This window comes from Actinomycetota bacterium (assembly GCA_035640355.1).
Taxonomy (GTDB): Bacteria; Actinomycetota; UBA4738; order UBA4738; family HRBIN12; genus CALGFI01.
In genome coordinates, this window is record DASQWI010000001.1 from 108,918 (window position 1) to 133,747 (window position 24,830).

General features: G+C 67.7%; 27 protein-coding genes and 1 tRNA gene. 20 read left to right on the top strand and 8 right to left on the bottom strand.

Features of this window, described 5'->3' with window-relative positions:
• Positions 1 to 9: 9 nt before the first annotated feature.
• On the bottom strand, positions 10 to 783 hold the full coding sequence (locus VFA08_00575; protein ID HYZ12090.1) for a hypothetical protein: 774 nt from the start codon (positions 781 to 783) through the stop codon (positions 10 to 12).
• Positions 784 to 821: 38 nt separating this feature from the next.
• The gene (locus VFA08_00580; GenBank protein HYZ12091.1) at positions 822 to 2,009 is read right to left on the bottom strand and encodes a zinc-dependent metalloprotease; all 1,188 of its coding nucleotides are present in this window, start codon (positions 2,007 to 2,009) and stop codon (positions 822 to 824) included.
• A 69-nt stretch (positions 2,010 to 2,078) separates the two neighbouring features.
• On the opposite strand from VFA08_00580, the gene VFA08_00585 reads away from it, so the two are divergent.
• Together VFA08_00585 and VFA08_00590 are read left to right on the top strand one after the other, a co-directional pair.
• Positions 2,079 to 2,504, top strand: coding sequence for a molybdenum cofactor biosynthesis protein MoaE (locus VFA08_00585; protein HYZ12092.1), 426 nt, complete (start codon positions 2,079 to 2,081; stop codon positions 2,502 to 2,504).
• A gap of 16 nt (positions 2,505 to 2,520) precedes the next feature.
• Positions 2,521 to 3,528 (top strand): rod shape-determining protein, encoded by a 1,008-nt coding sequence (locus VFA08_00590; GenBank protein HYZ12093.1) that lies wholly within the window; start codon positions 2,521 to 2,523, stop codon positions 3,526 to 3,528.
• Positions 3,529 to 3,540: 12 nt separating this feature from the next.
• Here VFA08_00590 and VFA08_00595 read toward each other — a convergent pair whose 3' ends face one another.
• Positions 3,541 to 3,867, bottom strand: a complete 327-nt coding sequence (locus tag VFA08_00595) for a hypothetical protein (protein ID HYZ12094.1) — start codon at positions 3,865 to 3,867, stop codon at positions 3,541 to 3,543.
• A 94-nt stretch (positions 3,868 to 3,961) separates the two neighbouring features.
• Here VFA08_00595 and VFA08_00600 point away from each other — a divergent pair, with 94 nt between their 5' ends.
• The 5 genes from VFA08_00600 to VFA08_00620 all read left to right on the top strand — a co-directional run bounded on the left by VFA08_00600 (position 3,962) and on the right by VFA08_00620 (position 9,648).
• Positions 3,962 to 4,936: a S16 family serine protease gene (locus VFA08_00600; GenBank protein ID HYZ12095.1), complete on the top strand. Its 975-nt coding sequence runs from the start codon at positions 3,962 to 3,964 to the stop codon at positions 4,934 to 4,936.
• Positions 4,937 to 4,998: 62 nt separating this feature from the next.
• Positions 4,999 to 7,917 carry a UPF0182 family protein gene (locus tag VFA08_00605; protein HYZ12096.1) on the top strand — a complete coding sequence of 973 codons (2,919 nt, stop codon included), beginning with the start codon at positions 4,999 to 5,001 and terminating at the stop codon, positions 7,915 to 7,917.
• 80 nt (positions 7,918 to 7,997) lie between these two features.
• Positions 7,998 to 9,077, top strand: coding sequence for a DUF2330 domain-containing protein (locus VFA08_00610; GenBank protein ID HYZ12097.1), 1,080 nt, complete (start codon positions 7,998 to 8,000; stop codon positions 9,075 to 9,077).
• Positions 9,078 to 9,121: 44 nt separating this feature from the next.
• Positions 9,122 to 9,538, top strand: coding sequence for a plastocyanin/azurin family copper-binding protein (locus VFA08_00615; protein HYZ12098.1), 417 nt, complete (start codon positions 9,122 to 9,124; stop codon positions 9,536 to 9,538).
• A gap of 36 nt (positions 9,539 to 9,574) precedes the next feature.
• A tRNA-Met gene (locus VFA08_00620) sits at positions 9,575 to 9,648 on the top strand.
• 53 nt (positions 9,649 to 9,701) lie between these two features.
• On the opposite strand, the gene VFA08_00625 is transcribed toward VFA08_00620, so the two are convergent.
• A complete protein-coding gene (locus VFA08_00625) occupies positions 9,702 to 9,887 on the bottom strand; it encodes a hypothetical protein (GenBank protein ID HYZ12099.1) in 186 nt (61 codons plus the stop codon).
• A gap of 149 nt (positions 9,888 to 10,036) precedes the next feature.
• Between VFA08_00625 and VFA08_00630 the strand changes: the two genes are divergently transcribed.
• Together VFA08_00630 and VFA08_00635 are read left to right on the top strand one after the other, a co-directional pair.
• Entirely contained in the window at positions 10,037 to 10,456 is a 420-nt protein-coding gene (locus VFA08_00630) for a cyclic nucleotide-binding domain-containing protein (GenBank protein HYZ12100.1), read from the top strand.
• Between the two features lie 14 nt (positions 10,457 to 10,470).
• Positions 10,471 to 11,376 carry a hypothetical protein gene (locus tag VFA08_00635; protein HYZ12101.1) on the top strand — a complete coding sequence of 302 codons (906 nt, stop codon included), beginning with the start codon at positions 10,471 to 10,473 and terminating at the stop codon, positions 11,374 to 11,376.
• A gap of 39 nt (positions 11,377 to 11,415) precedes the next feature.
• Here VFA08_00635 and ftsH read toward each other — a convergent pair whose 3' ends face one another.
• Positions 11,416 to 13,443 (bottom strand): ATP-dependent zinc metalloprotease FtsH, encoded by a 2,028-nt coding sequence (gene ftsH / locus VFA08_00640; GenBank protein HYZ12102.1) that lies wholly within the window; start codon positions 13,441 to 13,443, stop codon positions 11,416 to 11,418.
• 78 nt (positions 13,444 to 13,521) lie between these two features.
• Here ftsH and VFA08_00645 point away from each other — a divergent pair, with 78 nt between their 5' ends.
• The 8 genes from VFA08_00645 (at position 13,522) to VFA08_00680 (ending at position 19,075) form a co-directional block, all read left to right on the top strand.
• Positions 13,522 to 14,136, top strand: coding sequence for a sigma-70 family RNA polymerase sigma factor (locus VFA08_00645; GenBank protein HYZ12103.1), 615 nt, complete (start codon positions 13,522 to 13,524; stop codon positions 14,134 to 14,136).
• Complete coding sequence (locus tag VFA08_00650) at positions 14,117 to 14,377, top strand: zf-HC2 domain-containing protein (protein HYZ12104.1); 261 nt, start codon at positions 14,117 to 14,119, stop codon at positions 14,375 to 14,377. The genes VFA08_00645 and VFA08_00650 overlap by 20 nt, the downstream gene beginning before the upstream one ends.
• 297 nt (positions 14,378 to 14,674) lie before the next feature.
• A complete protein-coding gene (locus VFA08_00655; protein HYZ12105.1) occupies positions 14,675 to 15,385 on the top strand; it encodes a PIG-L family deacetylase in 711 nt (236 codons plus the stop codon).
• Positions 15,382 to 16,893 (top strand): pyridoxal-dependent decarboxylase, encoded by a 1,512-nt coding sequence (locus VFA08_00660; protein ID HYZ12106.1) that lies wholly within the window; start codon positions 15,382 to 15,384, stop codon positions 16,891 to 16,893. Before VFA08_00655 ends, VFA08_00660 begins: the two co-directional genes overlap by 4 nt.
• On the top strand, positions 16,890 to 17,111 hold the full coding sequence (locus tag VFA08_00665) for a hypothetical protein (protein ID HYZ12107.1): 222 nt from the start codon (positions 16,890 to 16,892) through the stop codon (positions 17,109 to 17,111). The genes VFA08_00660 and VFA08_00665 overlap by 4 nt, the downstream gene beginning before the upstream one ends.
• Positions 17,102 to 17,620: a Type 1 glutamine amidotransferase-like domain-containing protein gene (locus VFA08_00670; protein ID HYZ12108.1), complete on the top strand. Its 519-nt coding sequence runs from the start codon at positions 17,102 to 17,104 to the stop codon at positions 17,618 to 17,620. Before VFA08_00665 ends, VFA08_00670 begins: the two co-directional genes overlap by 10 nt.
• A 16-nt stretch (positions 17,621 to 17,636) precedes the next feature.
• Positions 17,637 to 18,296, top strand: coding sequence for an endonuclease III (gene nth, locus VFA08_00675; protein HYZ12109.1), 660 nt, complete (start codon positions 17,637 to 17,639; stop codon positions 18,294 to 18,296).
• A gap of 5 nt (positions 18,297 to 18,301) precedes the next feature.
• Entirely contained in the window at positions 18,302 to 19,075 is a 774-nt protein-coding gene (locus VFA08_00680) for a glycerophosphodiester phosphodiesterase family protein (GenBank protein HYZ12110.1), read from the top strand.
• Positions 19,076 to 19,081: 6 nt separating this feature from the next.
• Here VFA08_00680 and VFA08_00685 read toward each other — a convergent pair whose 3' ends face one another.
• Positions 19,082 to 20,605, bottom strand: a complete 1,524-nt coding sequence (locus tag VFA08_00685) for an N-acetylmuramoyl-L-alanine amidase (protein ID HYZ12111.1) — start codon at positions 20,603 to 20,605, stop codon at positions 19,082 to 19,084.
• An 85-nt stretch (positions 20,606 to 20,690) separates the two neighbouring features.
• Here VFA08_00685 and VFA08_00690 point away from each other — a divergent pair, with 85 nt between their 5' ends.
• Positions 20,691 to 21,404: a uracil-DNA glycosylase gene (locus VFA08_00690; GenBank protein HYZ12112.1), complete on the top strand. Its 714-nt coding sequence runs from the start codon at positions 20,691 to 20,693 to the stop codon at positions 21,402 to 21,404.
• Here the strand turns inward: VFA08_00690 and VFA08_00695 are convergent.
• Complete coding sequence (locus tag VFA08_00695) at positions 21,368 to 21,871, bottom strand: MgtC/SapB family protein (protein ID HYZ12113.1); 504 nt, start codon at positions 21,869 to 21,871, stop codon at positions 21,368 to 21,370. The two genes, VFA08_00690 and VFA08_00695, sit on opposite strands and share 37 nt — an antisense overlap.
• 56 nt (positions 21,872 to 21,927) lie before the next feature.
• Here VFA08_00695 and VFA08_00700 point away from each other — a divergent pair, with 56 nt between their 5' ends.
• Positions 21,928 to 23,895, top strand: coding sequence for an ABC transporter ATP-binding protein (locus VFA08_00700; protein HYZ12114.1), 1,968 nt, complete (start codon positions 21,928 to 21,930; stop codon positions 23,893 to 23,895).
• Here the strand turns inward: VFA08_00700 and VFA08_00705 are convergent.
• Complete coding sequence (locus VFA08_00705; protein ID HYZ12115.1) at positions 23,892 to 24,431, bottom strand: GNAT family N-acetyltransferase; 540 nt, start codon at positions 24,429 to 24,431, stop codon at positions 23,892 to 23,894. The genes VFA08_00700 and VFA08_00705 overlap by 4 nt on opposite strands.
• Positions 24,432 to 24,505: 74 nt before the next feature.
• Between VFA08_00705 and VFA08_00710 the strand changes: the two genes are divergently transcribed.
• A partial coding sequence (locus tag VFA08_00710) for a MarR family winged helix-turn-helix transcriptional regulator (protein HYZ12116.1) occupies positions 24,506 to 24,830 on the top strand: 325 nt, incomplete at its 3' end.

Sequence of the window (24,830 nt, forward strand, 5' to 3'; positions counted from 1 at the left end):
CCAGATCGCTCAGGCGACGAGCGGGGTCAGCTCCGCGATGTCGCACGTGCCTCGCCAGCGGTTCAGCGAGTCGGCGGGCGGACCCACCCGACTGCGTCGCCGGTCGACGAGGACCTTGGCGATCTCTTCCCACTCTGGGCCCTCGAGGAGCCGCACCGCCGCCGGGAACTCCTCGAGCGCGGTTTCGCGGCCCTTTCGCCTGGTCGTGATGATCAGCTCGTGTGCTCCGGGAAGTCCTGGAATCGATTGCTCCTCCGGTCCCGGTTCGCGCTTGGAGAGCACGTACACCTTCCCGTTGCGGTACGCGAACCACGCCGGCACCGACCTGCGGGTGCCGTTCACCTCGACCCCGACCCAGATCACGTCGGACTTGCGAAACCCGTCCTCGACCTCGCGCGGAAGCTTCGTCGCCGCCGTCTGCACATAGATCGGGAGCTCGACCTCGCCGACGATCTCGCCCTCGAGGACGAACGACGCGAGGTAGGCGCCCGTCTCATCGAAGTGAGCATCCGCAACGCGATCGGTCTCGATGGTGAGGTCCATGCTCCCGAGCATCCGGCGCACGTGTGGGCCCCATCGATAGACAAGGCGCCCGGAGGGTCCGTAGAACTGGACCTCCTCGAAGACGACGCCGGTCGGCACCTTCCACGCGCGGTACATCGTGAAGGGGAGTGCCCGACCCGGCGAGCCGACGAGATACAAGCCGGGTGCGGCGCGCTCACCATCGACCGCCCACACGCGGTCGTCCACGACGTTCGCGAAGACGAGCTCGCCGACCGGCATTGGTGGGCAAGGATAGCGAAGCGCGAGCCCCTAGTTCGTCAGGCGCTCCGCGCCAACCACAGACGCGGCTCCTCGAGCTCGGGCAGCGATGGGAGCGCCTCGGCGCCGGACCACATGCGCGAGAGCGTCGCTTCGTCGGTGAGTTCGACGACTGCGTCGCAGAACGCGCGCCCCAGCCGGTACTGCTCCCGCTTCACCTCGATTCCGACGAGCCGCTCGAGAACCGGATCCGTCCGCTCGCTCTCCCGGTAGCGCCGCATCGCCTCGTCGATCTTGCCGTACGACCGGAGCATCGACGCGCCGAGAGAATGCATGACGTGATCGCCGTACCCCTCCGCGGCGCTCATGAACGCTTGGATGCGACCGAGCTTCAGCCGCTGCTCGTCGTCGAGCACTGCGCCGAAGATGCCCTCGTCGCCGGAGAACATGTCCTGCATCGCCTCGGGGTTCGACGGGTCGAGCGCTTGGAGCCGGCTCTGCAATCCCTCGACGTCGAGACGGAGTGTCGACGTGTAGTCGTCGAGGAGTTCGCGTAAGCGGGGGAGCGTCCACGACCTGGCGAACTCGAACCGGTGCGTCACCTCGTGGATCGCGACCCACGTGCGGAACTCCGTCGAGTCGAGGCTCCAGTCCTTCTCGAAGGCGGCGATGTTCGGAATGACGAAGAGCAATATCCCCGAGCTACGGGCACGCGGGAGCGCGATGTCGTACTGGCCCAGGACGTGTTGTCCAAGCGTTCCGAGCACCGTGCCGACCTGCGCGCCGAGCAGGAGCGGCGAGAGCTGTCCGACCAGTTGCGTCATGCCCCGCGCTTCCTCCGCCTCGGGCAGCGCCTCGCGCTGCGCGCGCACCACGGCGTCGCCGATCTTCGCCGCCGCCGGCTCGAGGAGAGCCCGGAGTCCCTCGATGTTCGCCTCGACCCATCGCGAGCGCCGGACCGTCTCGACGCGCGCCACGTCGCTCGGCGGTTCGAGCCCGGTGAACTCGGCGACCCGGAGTTCCGCGAGGCGCACAGCCTCCTCGAACGCGCGTTGGTCCTCCAGCGTTGGTGCAGGGTCCTCGGCCGACCACGACGCGGAAGCGATGCCGACCTGACGTGCGAGCTCCCAATTGACGGGTCCGCTGGATGACGAGAGCACGCGCTGGATCTCGCGGAACAGCGGCACGTCGTTCCAGATGTCGCCCGTTGGAACGCCGAGCGGATTGTCCTCGGGTCGCTGGCTCACACGGCCATCCTACGGCCGCGACCCGGTTACGCCTGCGCGACGAGATACGCGGTCGTTACCATGGACCGCGTGCGCGATGACCTGCTCGTCGACGTCTCGCCCAATGCGATTGCTCCCGAACGCGCGATCGGCTTCGTCGCCGATCCCGGTGCCGGGGGGATCTGCTCCTTCCTCGGTACCGTGCGTGATCACTCCGACGCGGGCGATGTCACCGGGCTGACGTACGAGGCCTGGCAGGACCTCGCGGTCAAGAGGCTCGAGGGGCTCGGTCAGGAGCTGTTCGACACGTGGCCCGTACGCCGCGTCGCGCTGTTGCATCGGTTCGGCGATCTGGGGATCGGCGACGTGTCCGTCGCGATCGCCGTCTCCGCCCCCCACCGAGCGGCCGCGTTCGAGGCCTGCCGGCATGCGATCGAGAAGCTTAAGCAGGACGTTCCGATCTGGAAGAAGGAGCATCTGGTCTCCGGCGAATCGAGTTGGGTGATGGGCTCGTGACCGGAGACGGCAGCTGATGGGGCGCGATCTGGCGCTCGACCTCGGAACCGCGAACACGCTCGTCTACAGGCAGGGCGACGGCATCGTGTTCGACCAGCCGACGGTCGTGGCGATGAACACGACCACCGGCGAGGTCGTCTCGACGGGCGAGGACGCCTGGCAAAAGATCAGCGCGCGCTCGGGCAGCGTCGTTGCCGTTCGCCCGCTTCGTCACGGCGTTATGACCGAGTTCGACGTGACGCAGCGAATGATCGGATCCGTCCTCCGCGGCGTCGGGGTTTCCAAGTTTCCCAAGCCGCGGGTATTGGTCTGCATCCCCAGCGAGACCTCCGAGGTCGAACGCCGGGCTGTCGAGGAAGCCGTGCGGTCCGCGGGTGGCCGCGGCGTCGTGCTGGTCGAGGAGGCGCTCGCTGCGGCAATCGGCGCCGGCCTGCCCATCCACGAACCCGTGGGAAACCTCATCGTTGACGTCGGAGGAGGCACGACCGAGATCGGCGTCGTCTCGATGGGCGGCGTCGTATCGGGGCTCTCGATCCGCGTCGGCGGATTCGACCTCGACGCTTCGATCAGGGAACACATCCGCGTGCGGTACGGCGTTGCGATCGGCGAGAAGGCGGCCGAACAGATCAAGATCGCGATCGGCTCGGCGGTCCCCTCGCCCCGGGCACGGGAGGCGATCGTCACCGGCCGGGAGCTCTCGTCCGGTGCGCCCCGCGAGATCCGACTCGGCGAGGACGAGGTACGTCAGGCGATGTCGCAGCCGGTCGGTCGGATCGTCGAGGCCGCTCGCCGGACGTTGGCCGAAGCGCCGCCCGAGCTCACGCACGACGTCCTGGAGACCGGAACGTTCCTCACGGGCGGCGGTGCGCTCTTGCGCGGTCTCGACCTGCTGCTCTCGCAGGAGTGCGAGGTGCCCGTTCATATGACCGATCGGCCGCTCGAGACCGTCGTGATGGGCGCCGGCGCGATGCTCGAACGCCTCGACGACTACCGGAGCTCGTTCCAGCTCGTCCGCCCCCACTGACGGGGTAGGGCCTTACTGGGCGAGGAAGCGCTCGATCGTCAGATTGATGAGGTGTCCCAGCTGGTAGATGCCGAATGCCAGCGCGGCCGACCCGACGAACAGCAACGCCAGGAGCTCGACGACGCACTGAGCTCGGTCGCGCCAGGTCGGGCCGGTGGTCGGCACGCGCAGGTACGTGTAGCCCGGCTCGGGCGGAAGCTCCGCGCGCACATCACCCTGTGACCTCGACTCAGGCTCGACGCCGACCGGCACCGCCTCTTCGCGCGAAAGCCGCACCGTCGCCAGGTACGCGCCCGCACCGACGAGGACCGACGCGAGAACAACGACGAAATAGGCCATGGGGTGTTCGACCGGAGCCTACCCCGCTCGGTTCCGGGTACACCAAAGCCTCGCGGAGCGCGTTCATTCGGCGGGGCGCGCCTACCATCGGGTCGTGCGCCGGTTCTCCCGTGCATGGCTCGTGGTGCCCGCCGCCGCCGTCGTCCTGGTGGGCGGGACCGTCTACCTGCCCTTCTATTCGCTCGGGCCGGGACCGGCGCGCGCCGTCCAACCGCTGATCCGTTTCGATGAGCGAACGCGGTACGAATCCGACGGGACGTTCGTGCTCACGTCCGTCCGGTTCAACCAGCTCACGCCGTTCGGTGTCGTCGACGCGTGGATCGACCCCGACGAGTCGGTGGTCTCTCGAGACGAGCTGTTCGCACCCGGCGAAACCGAGCAGCAGGAGCGGGAACGCACCATCTCCGAGATGGATCAGAGCAAGCTCGACGCGGCGTACGTGGTGCTCGAGGACCTCACCGACTACCCGAAGGACCACGGCGAGGGCGTGCTGATCCAAGGAGTCGTCGGAGGGTGCGCCGCGGACGGCGAGCTGTACCCGGGCGACCTCGTTACGGCGATCGACGGGAGCGCTGTCGACACGGTGCTCGAGGCGAGACTGATCATCCGAGCCGCACCGGCGGGCAGCAGGCTGGTATTCGACGTCACGGTTGAGGGCGATCGTGAGATGGTCTCGCTCGTTCGCGAGCCTTGCGGCGGCGAAGGGCGACCTCTCGTCGGCATCTCGATGATCGAGAGCTTCCCGTTCGACGTCCGCATATCGAGCGGCGAGATCGGCGGTCCCTCCGCCGGGCTCGCCTGGGCGCTCGGCCTCTACGACCTGCTCACCCCGGGCGACCTCACAGAAGGACGCACGATCGCGACCACCGGCGCGCTGGCCCCCGACGGAACGGTGTTTCCGATCGGGGGCATCGAGGACAAGGTCGTCGGCGCGGCCGAGGCCGGAGCGTCTGTCTTGATCCTCCCGGAAGACAACCTCAGCGATGCCCGCGCGGCCGGCCGGCACGTGGAGCTGATACCGGTCTCGACGTTCGCCGACGCGCTCGAGTACCTGCAGAGCAACGCGTGACGCCGGACGTTCGATCGAACGGCCGATGATAGGCTGGCCGCCGCTTCCCGACGGCTGAACACATGGTCACGCGCATCCCGCAAGCGAGCGCTCCACGTCGCCGACTTCTCGTCGGCATCATCGTCTTCTTGGCCGCGCTCGCCCTCGCGTTCACGGCGTTGTCGGGGTTCTTCATCGACGTGTTGTGGTTCCGCGAGGTGGGGTACTCGCAGGTGTTCTGGTCGATCCTGGGAACGAAGTTCACGCTCGGCCTGCTGTTCGGCATCGCGTTCTTCCTGCTGCTGTACGCGAACCTATGGATCGTCAGGCGGATCACTCCTCGGTACCAACCGCTCGCGCCCGAGCAGGAGATCATCGAGCGGTACCGATTGCAGTTCGAGCCGTACGCGTGGTGGCTCATTCCATTGTTCGCCGCCGTGATCGCGTTCTTCGTCGGTCTCGGCGTAACGGGACAGTGGCGCACGTTCCTCCTGTGGAGGAACTCGAGCGGCATCACGTTCGAGGCGCTGCAGGGGGTACCTCCGGAACCACAGTTCGATCGAGATGCCGCGTTCTACGTCTTTTCGCTCCCGTGGCTCGAGTTCGTCCAGGGGTGGCTGTTCTCCGCGCTGGTCGGCGTGCTCTTGATCAGCGCGGTCGCGCATTACCTGTGGGGCGGGATCCGGCCGAACGCGCCTGCCTTCGCCGAGAAGGTGACCCCGCAAGTGAAGGCGCACCTGTCGGTGCTGCTCGGTCTGATCATGCTGACGAAGGCATGGGGGTACTACCTCGGGCAGTTCGACCTGCTCACGTCGCAGAGAGGTGTCGTCGCAGGCGCGTCGTACACCGACGTGAACGCGCACCTTCCGGCGCTGCGGATTCTCGTCTTCATCGCGCTCGTGTGCGCGATTCTGTTTCTCGTCAACATCCGAATGCGTGGGTGGGCTCTCCCCGTGATCGCCGTGGGTTTGCTCGTGCTCGTCTCGATCGCTGCAGGTGCCGCGTACCCGTCGTTCGTTCAGCGGTTCAGCGTGAACCCACAGGAGTTGCAGCGCGAGCGACCGTTCATCGAGCGCAACATCGAAGCGACGCGGCGAGCGTTCAAGCTCGACCAGATCGAATCGCGGCAGCACCCACTCGTCGGCGGCGTCACTGGAGAGGACGTCCAGGCGAACGAGGCAACGATCCAGAACATCCGACTCTGGCGTCCGGAGATCCTCCGGGACAACTACGCGGCGCTTCAAAGGATCCGCGCCTATTACGACTTCGAGGACATCGATGTCGATCGGTACACGATCGAGGGCGAACGCCGCCTGGTCATGGTCTCGGCGCGCGAGATCGCCCAAGACCAGATCCCCACAGGCGGCACGTGGCAGAACCGGCACCTCGTCTACACCCACGGGTTCGGCGCCGTCGCCTCCCAGGTGAACACTGCGACCAGCGAGGGACAACCTTTGTTCACGCTCCGCGACATCCCCGCGGTGGGGGAGCCGCTGCTCGAGGACAACGGACAGCGCATCTACTACGGCGAGGACGAGGACGTCCCATTCGTCGTGGTGAACAGCGGAGCGAGCGAGCTCGACTACCAGGGAACGCCGGAAGACGACCAGGAGCAGGTCACGCAGAACTACGAGGGTGAGGGCGGAATCCCACTCGGGAATGTGTTCCAGCGGGCGCTCTTCGCGTGGCGCTACCGCGACGTCAACCTCCTGATCTCCGGCCTGGTCGAGGACCAGAGTCGGATCATGATCTACCGCGACATCCACGAGCGCGTGCCGAAGGCCGCTCCGTTCCTCCAGTTCGACTGGGATCCCTATGCCGCGATCGTCGACGGTCGTCTCGTTTGGATCTGGGACGCGTACACGACCACGAACGAATATCCCTACTCAGAGCCCCTCCCGCTCGACGACGTAGCGACACAGCCGGACGCCGATGTCGCCTCGTTCCCGAGCTTGTCGGGCGACGCGAACTACATCCGCAACTCGGTGAAGGTCGTCGTCGACGCGTACGACGGGACCACGACCTACTACATCTCCGACGAGAGCGATCCCATCATCCGCGTGTGGCAGAAGGCCTTCCCCGACTTGTTCAAGCCTTTCGGCGACGCGCCGCCCGAGCTCCAGGAGCATTTCCGGTATCCCGAGAACCTGTTCCAGGTGCAGGCGTGGCGGTTCACCTCCTACCACGTGACGGATCCGAACGTGTTCTACAACCAGGGCGATTTCTGGGACTTCCCTGGCGATCCGGCGGAGGCGTCGAGCGACCCCGAACAGGCAATCACGGCGGAATTGCCGCCCATGCGCCCGTACTACGTTCTGATGAAACTCCCCGGCGAGACGGAGGAGACGTTCTCGCTGATCCTCCCGTTCACCCCGCTCGATCGACAGAACATGATCTCCTGGCTCGCGGCGAAATCGGACCCGGGAGACGACTTCGGGCAGATGATCAGCTACGAGTTTCCGTCGGGACGAAACGTCGACGGGCCGACGCAGGTGTTTGCGCGCATCAACGCGGACTCCGAGTTTGCCACCGAGCGGACGCTTCTCGGGCAGGAGGGATCGCGAGTCCGATTCGGCGACTTCCTCGTTGTTCCGGTCGAAGACTCATTGCTATACGTCCAGCCGGTGTACGTGCAGTCCAATCAGGCGAATGCGATCCCCGAGCTTCGTCGGGTCATCGTCGTGAACGGTGGAAGTATCGGCATCGGGAGCTCCTTGGAGAACGCACTCGCAGACGCACTGGGCGATGCCGTGCCGACGCCGACGCCGGCGCCGCCCGATGGCGACGGCGACGGTGGGCCGCCTCCAACCGGCACGGTGGACGAACAGGTGCAGGCGCTCCTCGACGAGGCGGCGAACCACTTCGCGCTTGCCGACGCGGCGCTGCGCGATGGAGATCTGGCTACGTACCAGCGAGAAGTTGAGCTCGCGCAGGCTGCGATCGACGAGGCGCAGGCGCTCCTCGGCGGCCAGGCCGAGATGAGCCCGAGCCCGTCTCCGTAGCGCCTTCGGCCGGGCTTCGGGAACCCGCTCGGAGGCGACCTCGTCCAACCCCGGTCATCGATACCGGAGGGAGGACTCCGTTGGTCCGGCGAACGCTGTTGATCAGCATCTCGACGGTCGTTTCGCTCGTGCTCTTCGCCGGCCCCGCGCTCGCGTGCGGCGGTCTGGTCAACGAGAACGGGAGCGTGACGCTCGTCCGCACCACGACCCTCGCGGCGTATCACCGCGGGATCGAGCACTACGTCACGTCGTTCGAGTTCGCGGGTGGGAAGGGCGAGTTCGGCTCGATCATCCCGCTCCCGGGCGTTCCAACGAAGGTGATCCGGGGCGGAGACTGGACGCTGCAGCGGCTGGTGCAGGAGACGCAGCCGCAGCCGGTCGCGTTCGAGGCGGCGGGCTCGGCGCTCAGGGCGACTGACGAAGCGCAGATCATCCTGGAGACGAAGATCGACGCGCTCGACGTCGTCGTTCTGGAGGGTGGCGGCACCGCGGTCGGCAACTGGGCACGCGAGAACGGGTTCTTCCTCCCACCCGACGCGCCCGAGGTGCTCGACTTCTACGCCGAGCGGAGCCCGGTGTTCATGGCGGTGAAGTTCGACGCAACGAGGGCGGCCGAGCTGGGGCTCAGCGTGGGCGACGGAACGCCGATCCACGTCGTCATCCCGACGACGAACCCGCGGGTGCCGCTGCGGATCCTCGGGCTCGGCGCCGAGGCTGAAGCGCCGGTTGAGGCCGACGTGTATCTGCTCACCGACCTGGTTCCCTCATTGCTGCCGCGGCCGGTTTCGCCGAGCGCTGCCTCATTGATCGAGGTCGGCGGCGGTTCGCCGGGCCTGGTTCTCGAGGCGAGCCAGCCCGCGTCGCCCCTGCTTCTTGCGGATCTTCGCTCGGACAAGGGCATGGACTGGCTGCCGCGCGACGGCATGTGGCTGACATACATGCGGGTCGACGCGCGAGCCGGGGACCTGACGTACGACCTCGCGGTCGACGCCAGCGGCGCCGGACAGCCGTCGCCGCGCGCGGCGGGTCTGCCGGAGGCGGCACCCAGCTCCGATTCGGGGATGTTCGGGACTGCGATGTGGATCGCGATCGGGATCCTGGCGCTCCTCGCGGTCGGTGGGGCACTCGAGCACAGGCGGATCGGCCCTCCGGCGATCTGATGGTTCATTCCTTGTGGGGGTCCGCACAACGCTCGCACCGTTCGTTGTGCTCCCCCCCGCACGTTCGACGAGGGCTGGCTGCGACGTTCGTCGCGCTGGCCCTCGTCGCGTGCACGCCCGCGTCCCGCGATCCCGGCGAGGAAACGATCCACGTTCGTCTGCGCTACTCGAGGTTCCAGCCGTCCACGTTCAGCTTCGATGCGGGTACGACCGTGACGTTCGTCGTCCAGAACGCCGACCCGATCGACCACGAGTTCATCCTTGGTGACCGGGCCGTCCAGATCGCGCACGAGCGCGGCACCGAGGCGTATCACCCACCGAGGTCGGGCGAGATGACCGTGCCGGGGGGCCAGACGCTCAGCACGACCTACACGTTCACGCAGCCCGGCGACCTGATCCTCGGCTGCCACCTGCCCGGCCACTACGCTTACGGCATGCGCGCCGTCGTCCACGTGGCGTGAACTTGTCGGCCCGATGAACGGTGGGTAGCATCGACCTGCGGGGTGGAGCAGTCCGGTAGCTCGCTGGGCTCATAACCCAGAGGTCACGGGTTCAAATCCCGTCCCCGCGACGAACGAACGAAGGGCCGGCCGAGCCGGCCCTTCTTCCTTTCGGGGAGAAGTGCTAGCCGTCCTCCGTCGACATCACCTCGACGTCGTCGGCGCGAACCACGATCCATGGGATGACCGCGTAGGGGATCGGCGTGAGGAGCAGCGGCCACGTCGCCTCGGCAGCGCTCGCGAGCGCGACGAGCCCGAACCCCAGCGCGAACAGCAGGACGATCGCCGTCAGCCGACGCGCCTCCGACATGCCGCGATCCTACGTCCGCTGAGCCCCCTGGGTCGGGGGTCGCACTTCGCTCGCTTCGCTCGCCGCAGCTACCGCTCGCGCCCCCGCGGAAAGGCTGGCGTAGGATACGGTGCTCGCTCGCCTGGTTGGCGCACGAGGAAGGAGATCGAGTGGCGCAGGACGATGCGGTCGCGCGGCTCGCGAAGGTGCCCATCTTCTCGGGGTGCACCAAGCGCGAGCTGGCGATCATCTCTCGCGCCGCCAAGGAGGTCTCCCACGGCGAGGGGACCGTCATCGCCCGCGAGGGAGAGCGCGGCATCGGCCTGTTCCTGATCCTCGACGGACAGGCGCGGGTGTCGATCGGCGGGAAGACGAAGGCCAAGCTGGGCCCGGGCGACTTCTTCGGCGAGGTCGCACTCCTCGACGGGGGACCGCGCACGGCGACCGTCACGGCCATGACGCCGCTCCGGCTCGTTGGGATTACGGGGTGGGTGTTCCGTGGGCTGTTGATGGAGCACCCGTCGATCGCGCTCAAGACCCTCGAGGCCGTCGCGGGCCGTCTCCGCGCGGTGTCGAAGGAGCCCGTCTAGCGCACTTCAGAGCGGTGAACGAGGTCCCGGACGAGGTGCGCCGCCTCGCGGCCGAACGTCAGCAACGCCGCGACCAGAAGGACTTCGCAGCCGCGGATGACCTCCGCGACCGGATCGGCGCGCTCGGCTATCGCGTCGTTGACGGATCCGCCGGTTCGACGATCGAGAGGATCGCGCCGGGGGAGAAGATCCGACGCCGAGCGCGCGATGTCCCGAGCGTCCTCGACGACCCGGCCGTTGCTGACGTCACCGTTCAGTGGCTGGTGGAGGGCTGGCCGGAGGACGTCGTTCGTGCGCTTGATGCCTTCCGCACGGTCGCCGGCGATCGCACCGTTCAGTACGTCGTCGTCGACCTGACCGAAACCGATCCGTCGACGTACGGCCCCGATGTCGAGGTGGTCCCCCTCGAGCTCGGAACCGGATGGGCCGCCGGTCGGAACGCGGGGCTTCGCCGCTCGCTCGGGCGCCTCGTCCTGGTCGTCGATGGTTCGATCGAACCCACCGGCGACGTGCTCGGTCCGCTCGAGTCGACGCTCGCGGACCCGAGCGTCGGAGTATCGGGGCCATTCGGCCTCTCGACGAACGACCTCCGAGACTTTCACGAGAGCGAAGGTCCGGACGTCGACGCCATCGAGGGATACCTCATGGCGCTCCGTCGGGACGTGATCCGCGACGCCGGATTGTTCAACGAGAAGTTCACGTGGTACCGCACGGCCGACATCGAGCTCAGCTTCCGGCTGAAGGACGCGGGGTATCGCGCAGTCGTCGTCCACGTACCTGTCGACCGCCACGAGCACCGCGTGTGGACGTCCACGTCGCCGTCGGAACGCGACCGGCTATCGAAGCGGAACTTCTATCGGTTCCTCGATCGGTTCCGCGACCGGTTCGACCTGCTCGTCGAGCCGCCGGTTGCGCATTGACCGAGACCCAACTTGCGCGAAGGCCGCCCGATGGGCGCGCTAGTCGTTCGCCGGTGGCCGCAGCACGATGTCCGGTCCGGTCGTCACCGTCTCACGCCCGACGCGCCCGTTGCCCGTCATCTCGCGCCGAAGCTCCTCGACCGTCGGGATCGGCTTCGAACCCTCGAAGTAGGCCAGCAGGTCGGGGCCGTCGATCACCTCGGTCACGATGAGGATCCGCGACATCTTCTCCAGGAAGTCGTGGTGCTCGTTCAGGACGTGGATCGCCCTGTCGTGCGCCTCGCCGACCAAGCGCTTGATCTCGTCGTCGACGAGCGAGGCGAGATCGTCCGACAGCTCCGGCGCGGCGCCGGGAAACAGCAGGCGACCCTCCGACCCGCGGAACCCGTCGCGGCCGAACGACAGCGGGCCGACCCTCTGGCTCATCCCGTACTCAACGACCATCGCGCGTGCGATGTCCGTGGCGCGTTCGAGGTCGTTCTGCGCGCCGGTCGAGATGACGTTGTCGAACAGGATCTCCTCGGCCGTTCGCCCGCCGAGGAGCACGGCGAGCCGGTCCTTCAGTTCCGGTTCTGTCAGTAGGTAGCGATCCTCGAGCGGGCGCTGCATGGTCATGCCGAGCGCCGCCGCGCCGCGCGGGATGATCGACACGCGGTGAACCGGGTCAGCAGTGGGCGCCGTCAGCGCCACGAGCGCGTGTCCCATCTCGTGGATGGCGACCCGCTCCTTGTCCTTCTCGGACATCACGCGGCTCTTCCGTTCGAGGCCGGCGACGGTTCGATCGATCGCCTCCTCCAGCTCGATCATCGTCACGGCGTCTTTCTCCTTGCGGGCGGCAAGCAACGCGGCCTCGTTCACGACGTTCGCCAGGTCCGCGCCGGTGAACCCCGGCGTTCGCGCCGCGAGGATCCGCAGCTCGACGCTCGGATCGAGCGCGACACCGCGGACGTGGACCTTGAGGATCTCCTCGCGGCCCCTGAGGTCGGGCTGGTCGACGACCACCTGGCGGTCGAACCGTCCCGGCCGCACGAGCGCGGGGTCGAGGACGTCGGGGCGGTTCGTCGCCGCCATGATGATGACGCCCTTCTGGGAGTCGAACCCGTCCATCTCGACCAGGAGTTGGTTCAGCGTCTGCTCGCGCTCGTCGTGCGCTCCGAAGCCGGCGCCGAGCGCCCCGCCGCGCCCCTTGCCGATCGTGTCGATCTCGTCGAGGAACACGAGCGCCGGCGCCTTCTCCTTGGCCTGCTGGAACAGCTCGCGGACACGAGCGGCGCCGAGGCCGACGAACATCTCCACGAACTCGGAGCCCGACATGAAGAAGAACGGCACGTTCGCTTCGCCCGCCACGGCGCGCGCGAGCAGCGTCTTGCCGCACCCCGGCGGGCCGAGCAGCAACACACCTTTCGGGATCCGGCCACCGAGCCGCTGGTACTTCTTCGGGTTGCGCAAGAACTCGACGATCTCCTTCAGCTCTTCCTTCGCCTCGTCGACGCCGGCGACGTCCGCGAACGTCGTCTTCATCTCCTTGCGGTCGTAGATCCGCACGCGGTTCCGCCCCAGGTTGAGCGCCGCTCCCGCCTGCGCCCCGCTCATCCGGCGAATCAGGAAGAACCACAGCAACCCGAACAGCAGCAGCGGTGCGACCCATCCGATGAGCAAGCTGCCTAGCGGGTTCGGCGTGACGCCGGTATAGGCGACGCCGTTCTCGTCGAGAAGGTCGGTGAGCTCCGAGGTCCCCTGGAGGATCGGCGGGATCGTCGTCGTGAACGGGTCACCCTCGTCCGGACCCTCGATCCGGCCGCTCACCGACGTCTGCGAGATCTCGAGCGTGCCCTCGATACGGCCGGCCTCGACGTTCTCGAGGAAGTCCGAGTAGTCGAGCGCGTTCGGCCTGGGTGTCGCGAGGTAATTGAACAGGAACAGCAGCAGGAGGAACCCGATGACGAGCACCCAGGGTGACGTGCGCATGCGGCGCGGCTCGCCCGATGAACCGCCGCCGAGGTCGAACCCCTGCCAGCGACCGCGTCGCTCGTTGTTGTCGTTCGCCATGAGGCCCCATCTTCCCATCGCCTCTCCCATAGCGACAGCGTCCGAACGGACGTCCACGGCGGGGTGGGAGTGACGGCATGCGGGATACTGTTGGGGATGTCGTCGCCTCCGGATACAGGGAGTCGCGTGGCTCGCGGCCAGGCGTCCCCCGAGGACCCGGCCGTTCGCGCGCGCTTCGAGCGCGACGCCCTCCCTCTGCTTCCGAACCTCTACGGCGCGGCGCTGCGCCTCACCCGCAACCCTCAGGACGCCGAGGACCTCGTACAGGAAACATTCCTCCGTGCCTATCGAGGCTTCGCGGGGTTCGAGGAGGGGACGAACCTCCGTGCGTGGATGTACAGGATCTTGATGAATACGTTCATCAACACGTACCGCAAGCGCCAGCGCGAGCCGGTGACCGTTGGCGATGACGAGATCGAGGACTGGTACCTGTTCGATCGGCTCGGAGGGTCGGGTGTCGAGGCGTCCGCCGAGAGCGAGGTGCTTGAGCGGCTCCCCGATGAGGACGTCCAGCGGGCGCTCGAGGCGCTCCCGGAGAACTTCCGGATGGCCGTCCTGCTCGCGGACGTCGAAGGGTTCAGCTACAAGGAGATCGCGGAGATCCTGGACATCCCGATCGGGACCGTGATGTCGCGGCTGCATCGGGGAAGGAAAGCGCTGCAGAAGGCGTTGTGGGAGACGGTACGGGAGCGTGGACTTGTCAGAGATTGAGTGTGAGCAGGCGCTGAGGCAGATCGAGCTCTATCTGGACGGGGAGCTCGCCGGTCTCGAGCGTGTCGACGTCGAGCGCCACATCGGCGGATGCTCGGATTGTTACGGGCACTCACAGTTCATGAGTCGCCTCAAGGAGATGCTGCGCGACAAGTGCGGCTGCTACGACGTCCCGCCCGGGGTCGCCGAGCGCGTTCGCGCGTTGTTCGCCGAGCGCGGCGATCCCTCGATCACGGCGTAACGAACTCGTGACGTCCCCACGCCGAATAGGCGGCGTGAGCCGGGAAACGCCACCGCGACAGTATGCCGCTCCCTCCAGCTCCCAGGACCGCAACCGAACCTGCTCGTACCCCGGCTGTCGAACGCGTCTGTCCGTGTACAACACGACCGACCGGTGTTGGCAGCATGCCGAGGTCGTCTTCCCAAACCACCGGGGAAAGCGCGTGCGCTCCAATCGGGGCTGAGCGTTTCCGGGTCGACCCGGCGGACCTCGCGCCGGCGCGTCCATGACGTCCATGACTAGGATTCGGCGCACCGCATGGACGATCTGGGAACGATCCTCGGGGTATGGGCCCATCCTGACGACGAGGCATACCTCTCCGCGGGATTGATGGCGCGAGCGGTGCGGAACGGGTCGCGCGTGGTGTGCGTCACCGCGACGCGCGGCGAAGGTGGGTCACTGGACGAGGAGCGGTGGCCATCCGCCACGATGGGTGGGGTGCGCACCGCCGAGCTCGAGCGATGCCTCGCCATCCTCGGGGTCGAGGAGCATACGTGGCTCGACCTCCCCGACATCGACATGGACACCGGTCTTCCCGACGAGGGATACGCGCGCGTCCGGGAGATCGTCGCCGACGTTCAGCCGGACACGATCCTCACGTTCGGGCCGGACGGGATGACGGATCACGCCGCGCACAAGGACGTCTCGAGGTGGGCAACACGAGCGCTCCGCGAGGCAGGCAAACCGGGCTCGTCCGTGCACCATGCGACCGTGACGCCGGAGTGGGCGAAGGAGTTCGTCCCGATCTGGGAGCCGTTCAACGTGTTCCGTCCCGGCACGCCCGTCGTCACCCCGCGCGATGAGCTCTCGATCGACTACCGACTGCCCGCCGAGATCAACGAGCTGAAGGTCAAGGCCATCCTGGAGCACGAAAGCCAGGTCGGCGCGATCTTCGAGGCCGTGGGCGAGGACGTGTGGTGGCGCGAGATGTCGACGGAGTCCTTCCGGCTCGGCGAGGAGAAGCGGTGACGAAGGCGCCCGAGCCGTTCCGCGATCTCGATTGGGACGCCGCAAAGGCGCGAGCCTTCGCCGACGGCGCGGCAGACATCTGGGAAGAGCTCTTGCGTTCACTCCCGTCGCTGCCGGTGTCGCGCCGCGTGACCGAGGCAGAGGTGCACGGCGCGGTAGCCATCGACGTGCCGGTGGAACCGATGCCCCAGGACGACCTGCTCGCGTACCTCCGCGACGTCGTGTTGGAGCATTCGATGTACCCCGGCCACCCTCGGTTCTACGCGTACATCAGTGGAGCGGGGACGGTGCCGGGAGCCGTCGCCGACCTGCTCGCGGCGGGTCTGAACGCGAACGTCGGCGGGTGGCGTCTGTCGCCGGCCGCCACCGAGATCGAGCTCAACCTCACGCGTTGGTTCGCCGATCGGTTCGGCCTGCCGGACACCGCAGCCGGGCTGATCGTTTCGGGCGGAGCGATGGCGAATTTCGTAGCGCTGAAGGCGGCGCGTGACCGGACGGCCGGCTGGGACGTCAGGCGCGATGGCCTGCGTGAGGGGCCCCCGCTCGCGATCTACGAGTCGGCCGAGGCGCACGTCGTGAACGACCGGGCCGCGGACATGCTCGGGCTGGGCACGGCGGCGGTGCGGCACGTCGCGGTCGACGATTCCTACCGCATGCGGGTGGACGCGCTTCGCGACGTGATCAAGACCGACCGGGATAACGGAGTCCGCCCCATCGCCGTCGTCGGGAGCGGAGGAACGGTGGCGACCGGATCGATCGATCCCTTGGGCGAGATCGCCGACGTGTGCACCGACGAGCGCCTCTGGTTCCACGTCGACGCCGCCTACGGCGGGCCGGCGGTGCTCGCCGACGATCTTCGCCCGCAACTCGCCGGCATCGAGCGTGCCGACTCGATCGCGTTCGATCCGCACAAGTGGCTCTACACGCCCCACTCCGGCGGGTGCGTGCTCGTTCGCGAGGTTCGTCACCTCGGCGACAGCTTCGTCGTCCATCCCACCTACACCCGGGCCGACAAGGACCGCACGGGCTGGGGCCTGGACCTGATGGAGCACGGCCCTCAGTTCTCTCGGGGCTTCTGGGCGCTCAAGGTGTGGGTGTCGCTGCTCGCGCACGGCTGGCGCGCGTACGCGGCGCGCATCTCGCACGACGCCGCCCTGGCCCGATACCTGGCGGCGCGGGCCACCGAGCGTCCGGAGTTCGAGGTCACGGCGCCGGTCACGCTGTCGATCGCGTGTTTCCGCTACGTGCCGCCGTCGCTCGGCCGCGGTCCCGGCCGAGAGGAGTACCTGAACCAGCTGAACGAGCGACTGCTCACCGATATCCAGCTCGACGGGCGAGTGTTCTGCTCGAACGCCGTGCTGAGCGGGCGCTTCGTCCTTCGCGTCTGCATCGTCAACTTCCGGACAGAAGCGGAGGATCTGGACGCGTTGCTGGACGTCGCTTCCGAGTTGGGCGCGCGCGTCGACGCGGAGCTCCGTCCGGCCCAGCTGAAAGACGGCGCAGCATGACCGGACGAGCCCTCGCGCTGCTCGGTTCGGGAGAGTTCCAGCCGTGGTCAGAGCCGGTCGAGCGATGGCTGATGGAGCGCTCCGCGAAGCAGGGTGGCCCGGCGCTCGTGCTACCCACCGCGGCGGCGCACGAGGGCGACGCGTCGTTCGACGCCTGGGGAGCCCGGGGTTTGGAGACTTCGATTCGCTCGGGATCGACGCTGAGGTCGTGCCGTTGAAGACGCGTGACGACGCGCACCGGATCGAGTTCGTGGAGCGGTTGGACGACGCATCGCTGGTGTTCTTCTCGGGTGGGAACCCCGCCCGGCTTGCCGCGATCCTCCGCGAGACCCGGTTCTGGCGCGCGCTCGTCGACGCCATGCGCCGCGGATTGCCGTTCGCCGGATGCAGCGCCGGTGTCGCGTTCCTCACGGAACGGACGTACGACTCGGACACGACCGAACTCGATTCGGTGTGGGCGCCGGGCCTTGGCTTCGTGCGCGACGTGCTGTTCGCGCCGCACTGGGACATCGTCGACATGTGGGTTCCGGGCGCCGGCGCGTTCATCGTCGACTCGCTTCCTCCCGGTGAGATGTTCGTGGGCATGGACGAGGACACCGCGATGATCGGCGACGGCACGTCCTGGCAAGTGGTCGGTCGGCAGAAGATCCACCTCTTCCGCGAGGGGGAATGGGACATTTTCGCCGAGGGCGACGCGTTCGAGCTCCCCCTCCGATTTGCCGAATGAGCGAGTGAACCGAGCAGTGAGCGCCCAGAAGCTCACGCGGGACGACCCGATCGAAGCGCGCGCGCCAGAGATCGTGCGCATTCTGTCCGAGACCTACCCCGACGCGAAGGTTGCCTTGAAGTTCTCGAACGCCCTCGAGATGCTCGTGGCGACGATCTTGTCGGCGCAGTCGACCGACGTGAACGTGAACAAGGTGACGGAGACGCTGTTCGAGAAGTACCGAACGGCGGAGGACTACCTCAGCGTGCCGGAGGACGAGCTGAAGGCGGACATCAAGTCCACCGGGTTCTTCAACCAGAAGGCGACGGCGATCCGCGAGGCGTGCAGGCGCATCGTCGAGGTCTACGACGGCAAGGTTCCCGACACGATGGAGGATCTCCTCACCCTGCGCGGTGTGGCCCGGAAGACGGCGAACATCGTCCTCGGCAACGCGTACGGCAAGGTCGAGGGGATCGCCGTCGACACGCACGTGAAACGCGTGAGCAACCGGCTCGGATTCACCACCCAGTCGGATCCCGACAAGATCGAGCAGGACCTGATGCATCTGATCCCGAGGGAACGGTGGTTCGACTTCACCTACGTGCTGATCGACCACGGCAGGGCGTTGTGCATCGCTCGACGCCCGCTGTGCGAGCAGTGCCCGGTCAATTACCTCTGTCCGGCAAGTCTCGTCTGACACTCGTGCGCGACCACGGCTTCCCGGCCGACGCGTTCCCGGTAATCGTCGCCCATCGCGGCGCGTCGTCGACGAGGCCGGAGAACACGCTGGCGGCGTTCGAGGAAGCGATCTCGATCGGTGCGCGCCTCGTGGAGCTCGACGTCCGGCTCTCGATCGACGGGCGTGCCGTCGTGATGCACGATCCGACGGTCGATCGAACGACGAACGGCTCGGGCGCCGTGCACGAGCTCACCGCGGCCGAGTTGCGAGTGCTGAATGCCGGCACGTCCGATTCGCCCGAGCCAGTCCCCACGCTCGCCGCGGCGCTCGGGACCCTCAGCGGGCGTGCCGGCGCCGTGCTCGAGATCAAGAACCTGCCCGGGGAGCCGGCGTTCGAGCCCGACCAGGAGTCGATCGTGCGCGAGACACACGCCGAGCTCGAACGGGCCGGGTTCGACGGCCCGGTGTTGATCGTCTCGTTCAACCCGTCGTCCGTCGTGTCGTCGAGGCAGATGGCACCCGACGTCCCGACGGGGTTCCTCGTGTGGAAGGCGGTCGCGCCGCGCGACGCCCTCACGCACGCCGTCGACGCGGGCCACGACATGGTGTTGCCCAACGCGTCGGCCCTGGCCGGCGAGGGCGAGGAGTACGTTCGCGCCGTTCACGAGGCGGGGCTTCGGCTCGGGACGTGGACGGTCGACGACCCGCGTGACGTGCGCACGTTCCTCGACCTCGGGGTCGACGCGGTCGCGTCGAACGATCCCGCCATGGCGCTCGACGTGCTACGCGAACGGTGACGATTCTCAGGACGGCGACGCAGACGGGAGCGGCGACACCGACGGCGAGGGAGACGGCGAAGGAGCCGACACGACCTCGAACGAGAGAGTGGCGTTGCGAGCAACCCTTCCCCTCGCGTCCGTCGCGTTCAGCACGACGGAATACAGGCCCGGCACCGCGGGGTGAGCCGGCGGACCGCCGGGCGGCCAGATCACCTCGAGCGCGTCGGTGGTCTGTCCTCCGAGATCCGCGAAGAGCGCTCCGGCCGGGTCGAGGACGGTCACCGACCAGTTGAGCTTCGTCGAGCCACGGGCCTGGATCCTGATGTTGACCGGTTCGCCCACCGTCACTTGCTCGCGGTTCAGGCGCGGATTCCAGATCTTGGGCAGGCCGCGGCGCGCTACGCGGTCACGGATCGACGGCAACAGTGGATACAGGTTCGCGCCGGGGCACTCGGTCAGGCCGGTGTCACGGTGTCCGGAGATCGCCTGCAGCCGGACGACGGTGCCCGCGTCGTACCGAGTGGTGTTGCCGCCCGCGGAGGTCATCGTCGCCTTCGAGATCGGGTTGACGTGGGCGACGTCGAGCCGCCACGCCAACAGTCGCACCAACGACCGCTTGACCGCGTCGGGCACCTGCGCCGTCTGGAAGTTCCCCATCACGGACACGGAGACCGCGCCGGTGTTGAACCCCGCCTGCGCCGCGCCGATCACGGGAAGCTCGATCCCGCCGGACCGACCCTCATAGATCGTCCCGAACCGGTCGACCAGGAAGTTGTAACCGATGTCGCACCATCCACGGCCGGTCGTGTGGTACGCGTAGACGCCGCGGATCACGTCGTCCGCTTCGTCTCGCGTGTAGTCGTTCGTTCCGGCCGTGTGGTGGACGAAGCCCATGCGGACCTCGTCCGCGACGAGCGGCGTGCAGTTCATCAGGCCGGGATCGGCGCCCCACTCGTCGCGTGTGACGATCCTCGGCGCGCGCGCGAGCGCCGACGCCACGCTGAGCGAACCCGTGGGAGACGGCGCGTCGCCCGACGAGTCGACGAAGACCACCGACAGATCTGACAGCCGAACGCCCGCATCGAGCTCCAGCCGCAGACGCACGCAGCGCGATCCACCGGTCCACAGGAACGACGTGCCCCGGGTGCCCGTCGCCGCGTCGGGGGATCCGGGATCGGGTTCGTCTCCGGACTCGAGACGAACGCGCGGCGACCAACCGCCGACGGCTGTCGGCGTCCGGATCAGCGTGTCGACGTCGCCGCCGGCGTACTGATCCCACGTAACGCCGAGTCCGGTCGCGCGCATCGGCGCGCAGACGACCGTCGGCCCAGTTCGTGTCGCCGTTCGCGCGCCCAGCATTCCATCCGCTATGCGGAAGGCGGACGAGTCCGTTTGCAGTGCGGCGATCGCAACGGGGACGGTACGCACGACGGTGGGAGGCGCCGCGCCTCCCCGCATCGGCAGGAGCCCGGCCAACAGCGCGGCGGAGACCACCGCGACGAGCGTGATGCGCGTCGCGATCCGAACGGCAGGCTTCGATACGGGCATGGGAAGGGGTCTTGTTTACCACCGTGACGGCCGATGGCAACCTCTACCTCGCGAAGCAGCCGTAGCATCGGGACTCGGTGCGCGCGTGACCCGAAAACAGCTCGCCCTCGTTGCGGCCGACGTCGTCGAGTGCCGCAGGTGTCCACGTCTCGTCGCGTGGCGAGAGCGCGTCGCGAGCCAGAAGGTCGCCCGGTTCGCCGACGACGAGTACTGGGGGCGCCCGGTCCCCGGTTCCGGCGACCCGGAGGCCCGCATCCTCATCGTCGGGCTGGCTCCGGCCGCCCACGGCGGAAACCGAACGGGGCGCATCTTCACCGGTGACGCGTCGGCTGATTTCTTCTTTCCAGCGCTCTTCGGCGCCGGGCTCTCCAACGGCAGCGTGTCGCGCCGGCGCGACGACGGGCTTCGTCTCATCGACACGTACATCGCCGCCGTGAACCGCTGCGCGCCGCCCGACAACAAGCCCACGCCGGTGGAGCGGGACAACTGTCTGCCGTATCTCGAACGCGAGATCGGCGCGCTCGAACGCGCGCGCGTCATCGTTGCGCTCGGCGCGTTCGCCTGGGACGGGGCGCTCCGGGCGCTCGGGTCACTGGGTCACGTTCGGCGGCCACGGCCGAAGTTCGCGCACGGTCGCGAGGAAGAGATCGGTCCGTACACGATGATCGGCAGCTTCCACCCGAGCCAGCAGAACACGTTCACCGGAAGACTCACTCGGCCGATGCTCGACGCGGTGTTCGCTCGTGCGGTCGAGATCGCCGATCAGGGCCCGCGGTCGTGCGGCCCGCGCGGGCGGTGATGCTCGTGTTGGTCGCGGTCCCGAGGGCTCGCCGAAGCGGCGGCCTCGGCCCGTTCGCTCATCCTCCGCAGGAGCGGGATCTGATCGAGCTCGAGAATGATCAGCACGAGGGCCGTCACGAGCACTGCCGCGACGTACGCGCCGAGGCCGGCCACGACGCCGATGGCGGCCACCGCCCACGCGCTCGCGGCCGTCGTCAGTCCCTGAACGCCCGCTTCGCGCCGGAAGATCACGCCGCCGCCGAGGAACCCGACGCCCGCGGCGATGCCCTGCACGATGCGATCGGCCGACGCGGGGAACAGGAAGCCGCCGATCGATACGAACGCAGCAGAGCCGAGTGACAGCAACGCGAACGTCCGCTCGCCCGCCGCCTTTCCTCGCGTCTCGCGTTCCAGCCCGATGACGATGCCGAGCGCCGCGGCGAGCGCCGAACGGCCCAGGATCGTCAGCTGATCGGCGACGTCCATGATCGAAGCCTAGTCGGGGAATAGCGCATCGCCGAGCGCCCTTATCCTGGAAGGACATGAGAGGGCACGGCCGCTTCTTCCGGATCCCCGCCGAGACCGACGCACGACCGATCGGCAGGCACACGATCCGTCGGGTCATCTCGACGTTCGCACCGTACCGGCGGAGGGTTACGCTCGTCGGTCTCGCGATCCTGGTGACGTCCGGTCTCGGCGTCGTGAACCCGCTGCTGATCAAGGCCGTGTTCGATAACGCGTTGTTCGGGAACCCTCCGGGCTCGTGCGCTGGCGGACAATGTCCCGATCTCTCCTTGCTGTACCAGTACGTCGGCCTCATGGTGGCGATTCCCATCGTTACCGGGGTCATCGGCATCGGGCAGACCTATCTCGCGAACAACGTCGGTCTCAGCGTGATGCAGGACCTGCGCAACCGGCTCTATGAGCACCTTCAATACATGCCACTCCGCTTCTTCACCACGACACGAACGGGTGAGATCCAGTCACGTCTGGCGAACGACGTCGGCGGGGTCCAGACCGTCGTCACCGACACCACATCGAACATCCTGGCCAACATCGTCGTCATCGCGAGCACGCTGATCGCGATGACGCTGCTCTCGTGGCAGCTGACGGTGCTGTCGCTCGCGCTCATGCCGTTCTTCCTGTGGCTCACCGTGAAGGTCGGTCGCGCGCGGCGCGAGGTCGCGACGAACACGCAGAAGACCCTCGCCGACCTGACCGCGGTGACGGAAGAGACGCTCTCGGTCTCCGGCATCCTCCTGTCCAAGTCGTTCGGACGGCAGCGGCACGAGATCGATCGGTTCCGCGGCGAGAACACACGGCTGACCGGGCTGCAGATCCGTCAGACGATGATCGGCCGCTCGTTCTTTGCCGTGGTGGGAACGTTCTTCTCGATCACGCCGGCGCTCGTCTACCTGGTGGCGGGGTGGGTGCTCAGCAACGGGAGCGACTCGCTGACTGCGGGAGACATCGTCGCGTTCACCACGCTTCAGTCGCGTCTGTTCTTCCCGATCGGCTCGATGCTCCAGGTCTCGACCGAGATCCATTCGTCGCTGGCGCTGTTCGATCGCATCTTCGAGTACCTCGACCTCAAGCAGGAGATCGCGGACGCTCCCGATGCGGTTCGGATCCCCCCCTCCGAGGTGCGGGGCTCAGTCGCGTTCCGCAACGTGTGGTTCAGATACGACACGCCGCCGGAGGAACGGCCCACACCCGTCTCGCCGACCGATCTCGCGGCGGTCAACGGCGTCCCAAGGGAATGGACGCTTGAGGGGATCTCGTTGGAGATCGAACCTGGTCAGCTCGCCGCGCTCGTGGGACCGTCCGGTGCGGGAAAGACGACGATCACCTACCTCGTTCCGCGCCTGTACGACGTGCAGCGCGGAGACGTCGAGATCGACGGGCTCGACGTGCGGAAGATCGCGCTGGAGTCGCTCGGTGACACGATCGGTGTGGTCACGCAGGAGACATACCTGTTCCACACGACCATCCGCCGCAACCTCCTCTACGGCAAACCGACGGCATCGCTCGAGGAGCTCGAAGCGGCCGCTCGCGCCGCGAACATCCACGAGCGGATCGCTGAGCTCCCCGAGGGGTACGACACCATCGTCGGCGAGCGCGGGTACAAGCTCTCGGGCGGCGAGAAACAGCGCCTGGCCATCGCGCGGGTGGTCCTCAAGGATCCACGGATCCTCATCCTGGACGAGGCGACGTCTTCGCTCGACACGACGTCCGAACGGCTGGTGCAGGCCGCGCTCGAACCGCTGATGACGGGCAGGACCACGATCGCCATCGCCCATCGACTGTCGACGATCCTGTCGGCCGACGTCATCTTCGTCGTCGACCGGGGCAAGATCGTCGAGCGGGGCACACACGACGAGCTGCTCGAACGCGGAGGCCTGTACGCGCGCCTGTACGAGCAGCAGTTCCGCGGGGGGCTCGTCCAGGCCGAATGTGAGGACGGCGTGATCCTCTCGACCGGCGAGGTGGTTCGGACCGGCAGCGGTTAGCGTCGGTCGGTCGACGCGAGCGCGCCGTCGCCGGCTGCCGGCGGCACGGCGATCTCGTAGGTCAGCAAGACGAACCCGTTGGGGAAGACCCGGTCCGGCAGCCGGCGGAACCCCATTCCCTCGTACATCGCCTTCGCCTCTCTCATCAGTTCCGTCGTGTTGAGCGTGAGGCGCGTCCGGGAGGCCGCGCGTGCCTGCGCGAAGCAGGCGTCCATGAGCGCGCGGGCGACGCCTCGACCTCTGGAGTCCGGATGCACGCCGAGCATGCGGACGTGTGCCTCGTCTGGTGCGAGCGGCGGATCGTCGTCGTCGACACGTTCGCGGAGCTCGAGCGTCGCGCTTCCGACCACGCGCCCGTCAACCGACGCGACGAGGATGACCGAGCGATCGGCTCGACCGGCGACGTCGGCGATATTGCCGAGGTACTCCTCCCAGTCGCTCTCGCCGGGCTCGACGAACTCGCGATATGCGAGCGCGGTAGCCCGCCCGGCCTCGGCGTACTCGTGCGGTTCGGCCACGTGGACGTCGATCGTCACGTCGCCGAGGCTACCTTCCCGAACCACGGTCAACCTGATCGACGACACAGAGTCGTTGGTGCGAGCATGACCCCGTGGGTGAACCGGATCTCCCGCGCTTGCTGCTCGAGGCGTCGCGCGCCGTCGGTGCACAGGTCGTCGCCAGTCTCGAGGAGCGTGGGTTCCCAGACGCGCGCCCGGGTCACGGTGCGGTGTTCATGCACATTGACCGGCGTTCGGGAACGCGGCTCGTGGACCTCGCGCGGCGGGCGAGGATGACGAAGCAGGGAATGATGCTGGTCGTCGACGACCTCGAGAACCGAGGGTACGTGCGCCGCGTCACCGACCCGGAGGACGCCCGCTCGAAGATGGTTCGTCTCACGGCGCGCGGACGCCGGTACGTCGCCGAAGCGCGTCGGG

Excerpts from the sequence above, each read along its gene's own strand:
- VFA08_00625 (HYZ12099.1), bottom strand. The coding sequence starts at position 9,887 with ATGTCGGAGGCGCGTCGGCTGACGGCGATCGTCCTGCTGTTCGCGCTG.
- VFA08_00700 (HYZ12114.1), top strand. The coding sequence starts at position 21,928 with ATGAGAGGGCACGGCCGCTTCTTCCGGATCCCCGCCGAGACCGACGCA.
- VFA08_00655 (HYZ12105.1), top strand. The coding sequence starts at position 14,675 with ATGGACGATCTGGGAACGATCCTCGGGGTATGGGCCCATCCTGACGAC.
- VFA08_00595 (HYZ12094.1), bottom strand. The coding sequence starts at position 3,867 with ATGGCCTATTTCGTCGTTGTTCTCGCGTCGGTCCTCGTCGGTGCGGGC.
- VFA08_00605 (HYZ12096.1), top strand. The coding sequence starts at position 4,999 with ATGGTCACGCGCATCCCGCAAGCGAGCGCTCCACGTCGCCGACTTCTC.
- VFA08_00665 (HYZ12107.1), top strand. The coding sequence starts at position 16,890 with ATGACCGGACGAGCCCTCGCGCTGCTCGGTTCGGGAGAGTTCCAGCCG.
- VFA08_00685 (HYZ12111.1), bottom strand. The coding sequence starts at position 20,605 with ATGCCCGTATCGAAGCCTGCCGTTCGGATCGCGACGCGCATCACGCTC.
- ftsH (HYZ12102.1), bottom strand. The coding sequence starts at position 13,443 with ATGGGAAGATGGGGCCTCATGGCGAACGACAACAACGAGCGACGCGGT.
- VFA08_00575 (HYZ12090.1), bottom strand. The coding sequence starts at position 783 with ATGCCGGTCGGCGAGCTCGTCTTCGCGAACGTCGTGGACGACCGCGTG.
- VFA08_00695 (HYZ12113.1), bottom strand. The coding sequence starts at position 21,871 with ATGGACGTCGCCGATCAGCTGACGATCCTGGGCCGTTCGGCGCTCGCC.
- VFA08_00645 (HYZ12103.1), top strand. The coding sequence starts at position 13,522 with ATGTCGTCGCCTCCGGATACAGGGAGTCGCGTGGCTCGCGGCCAGGCG.
- VFA08_00590 (HYZ12093.1), top strand. The coding sequence starts at position 2,521 with ATGGGGCGCGATCTGGCGCTCGACCTCGGAACCGCGAACACGCTCGTC.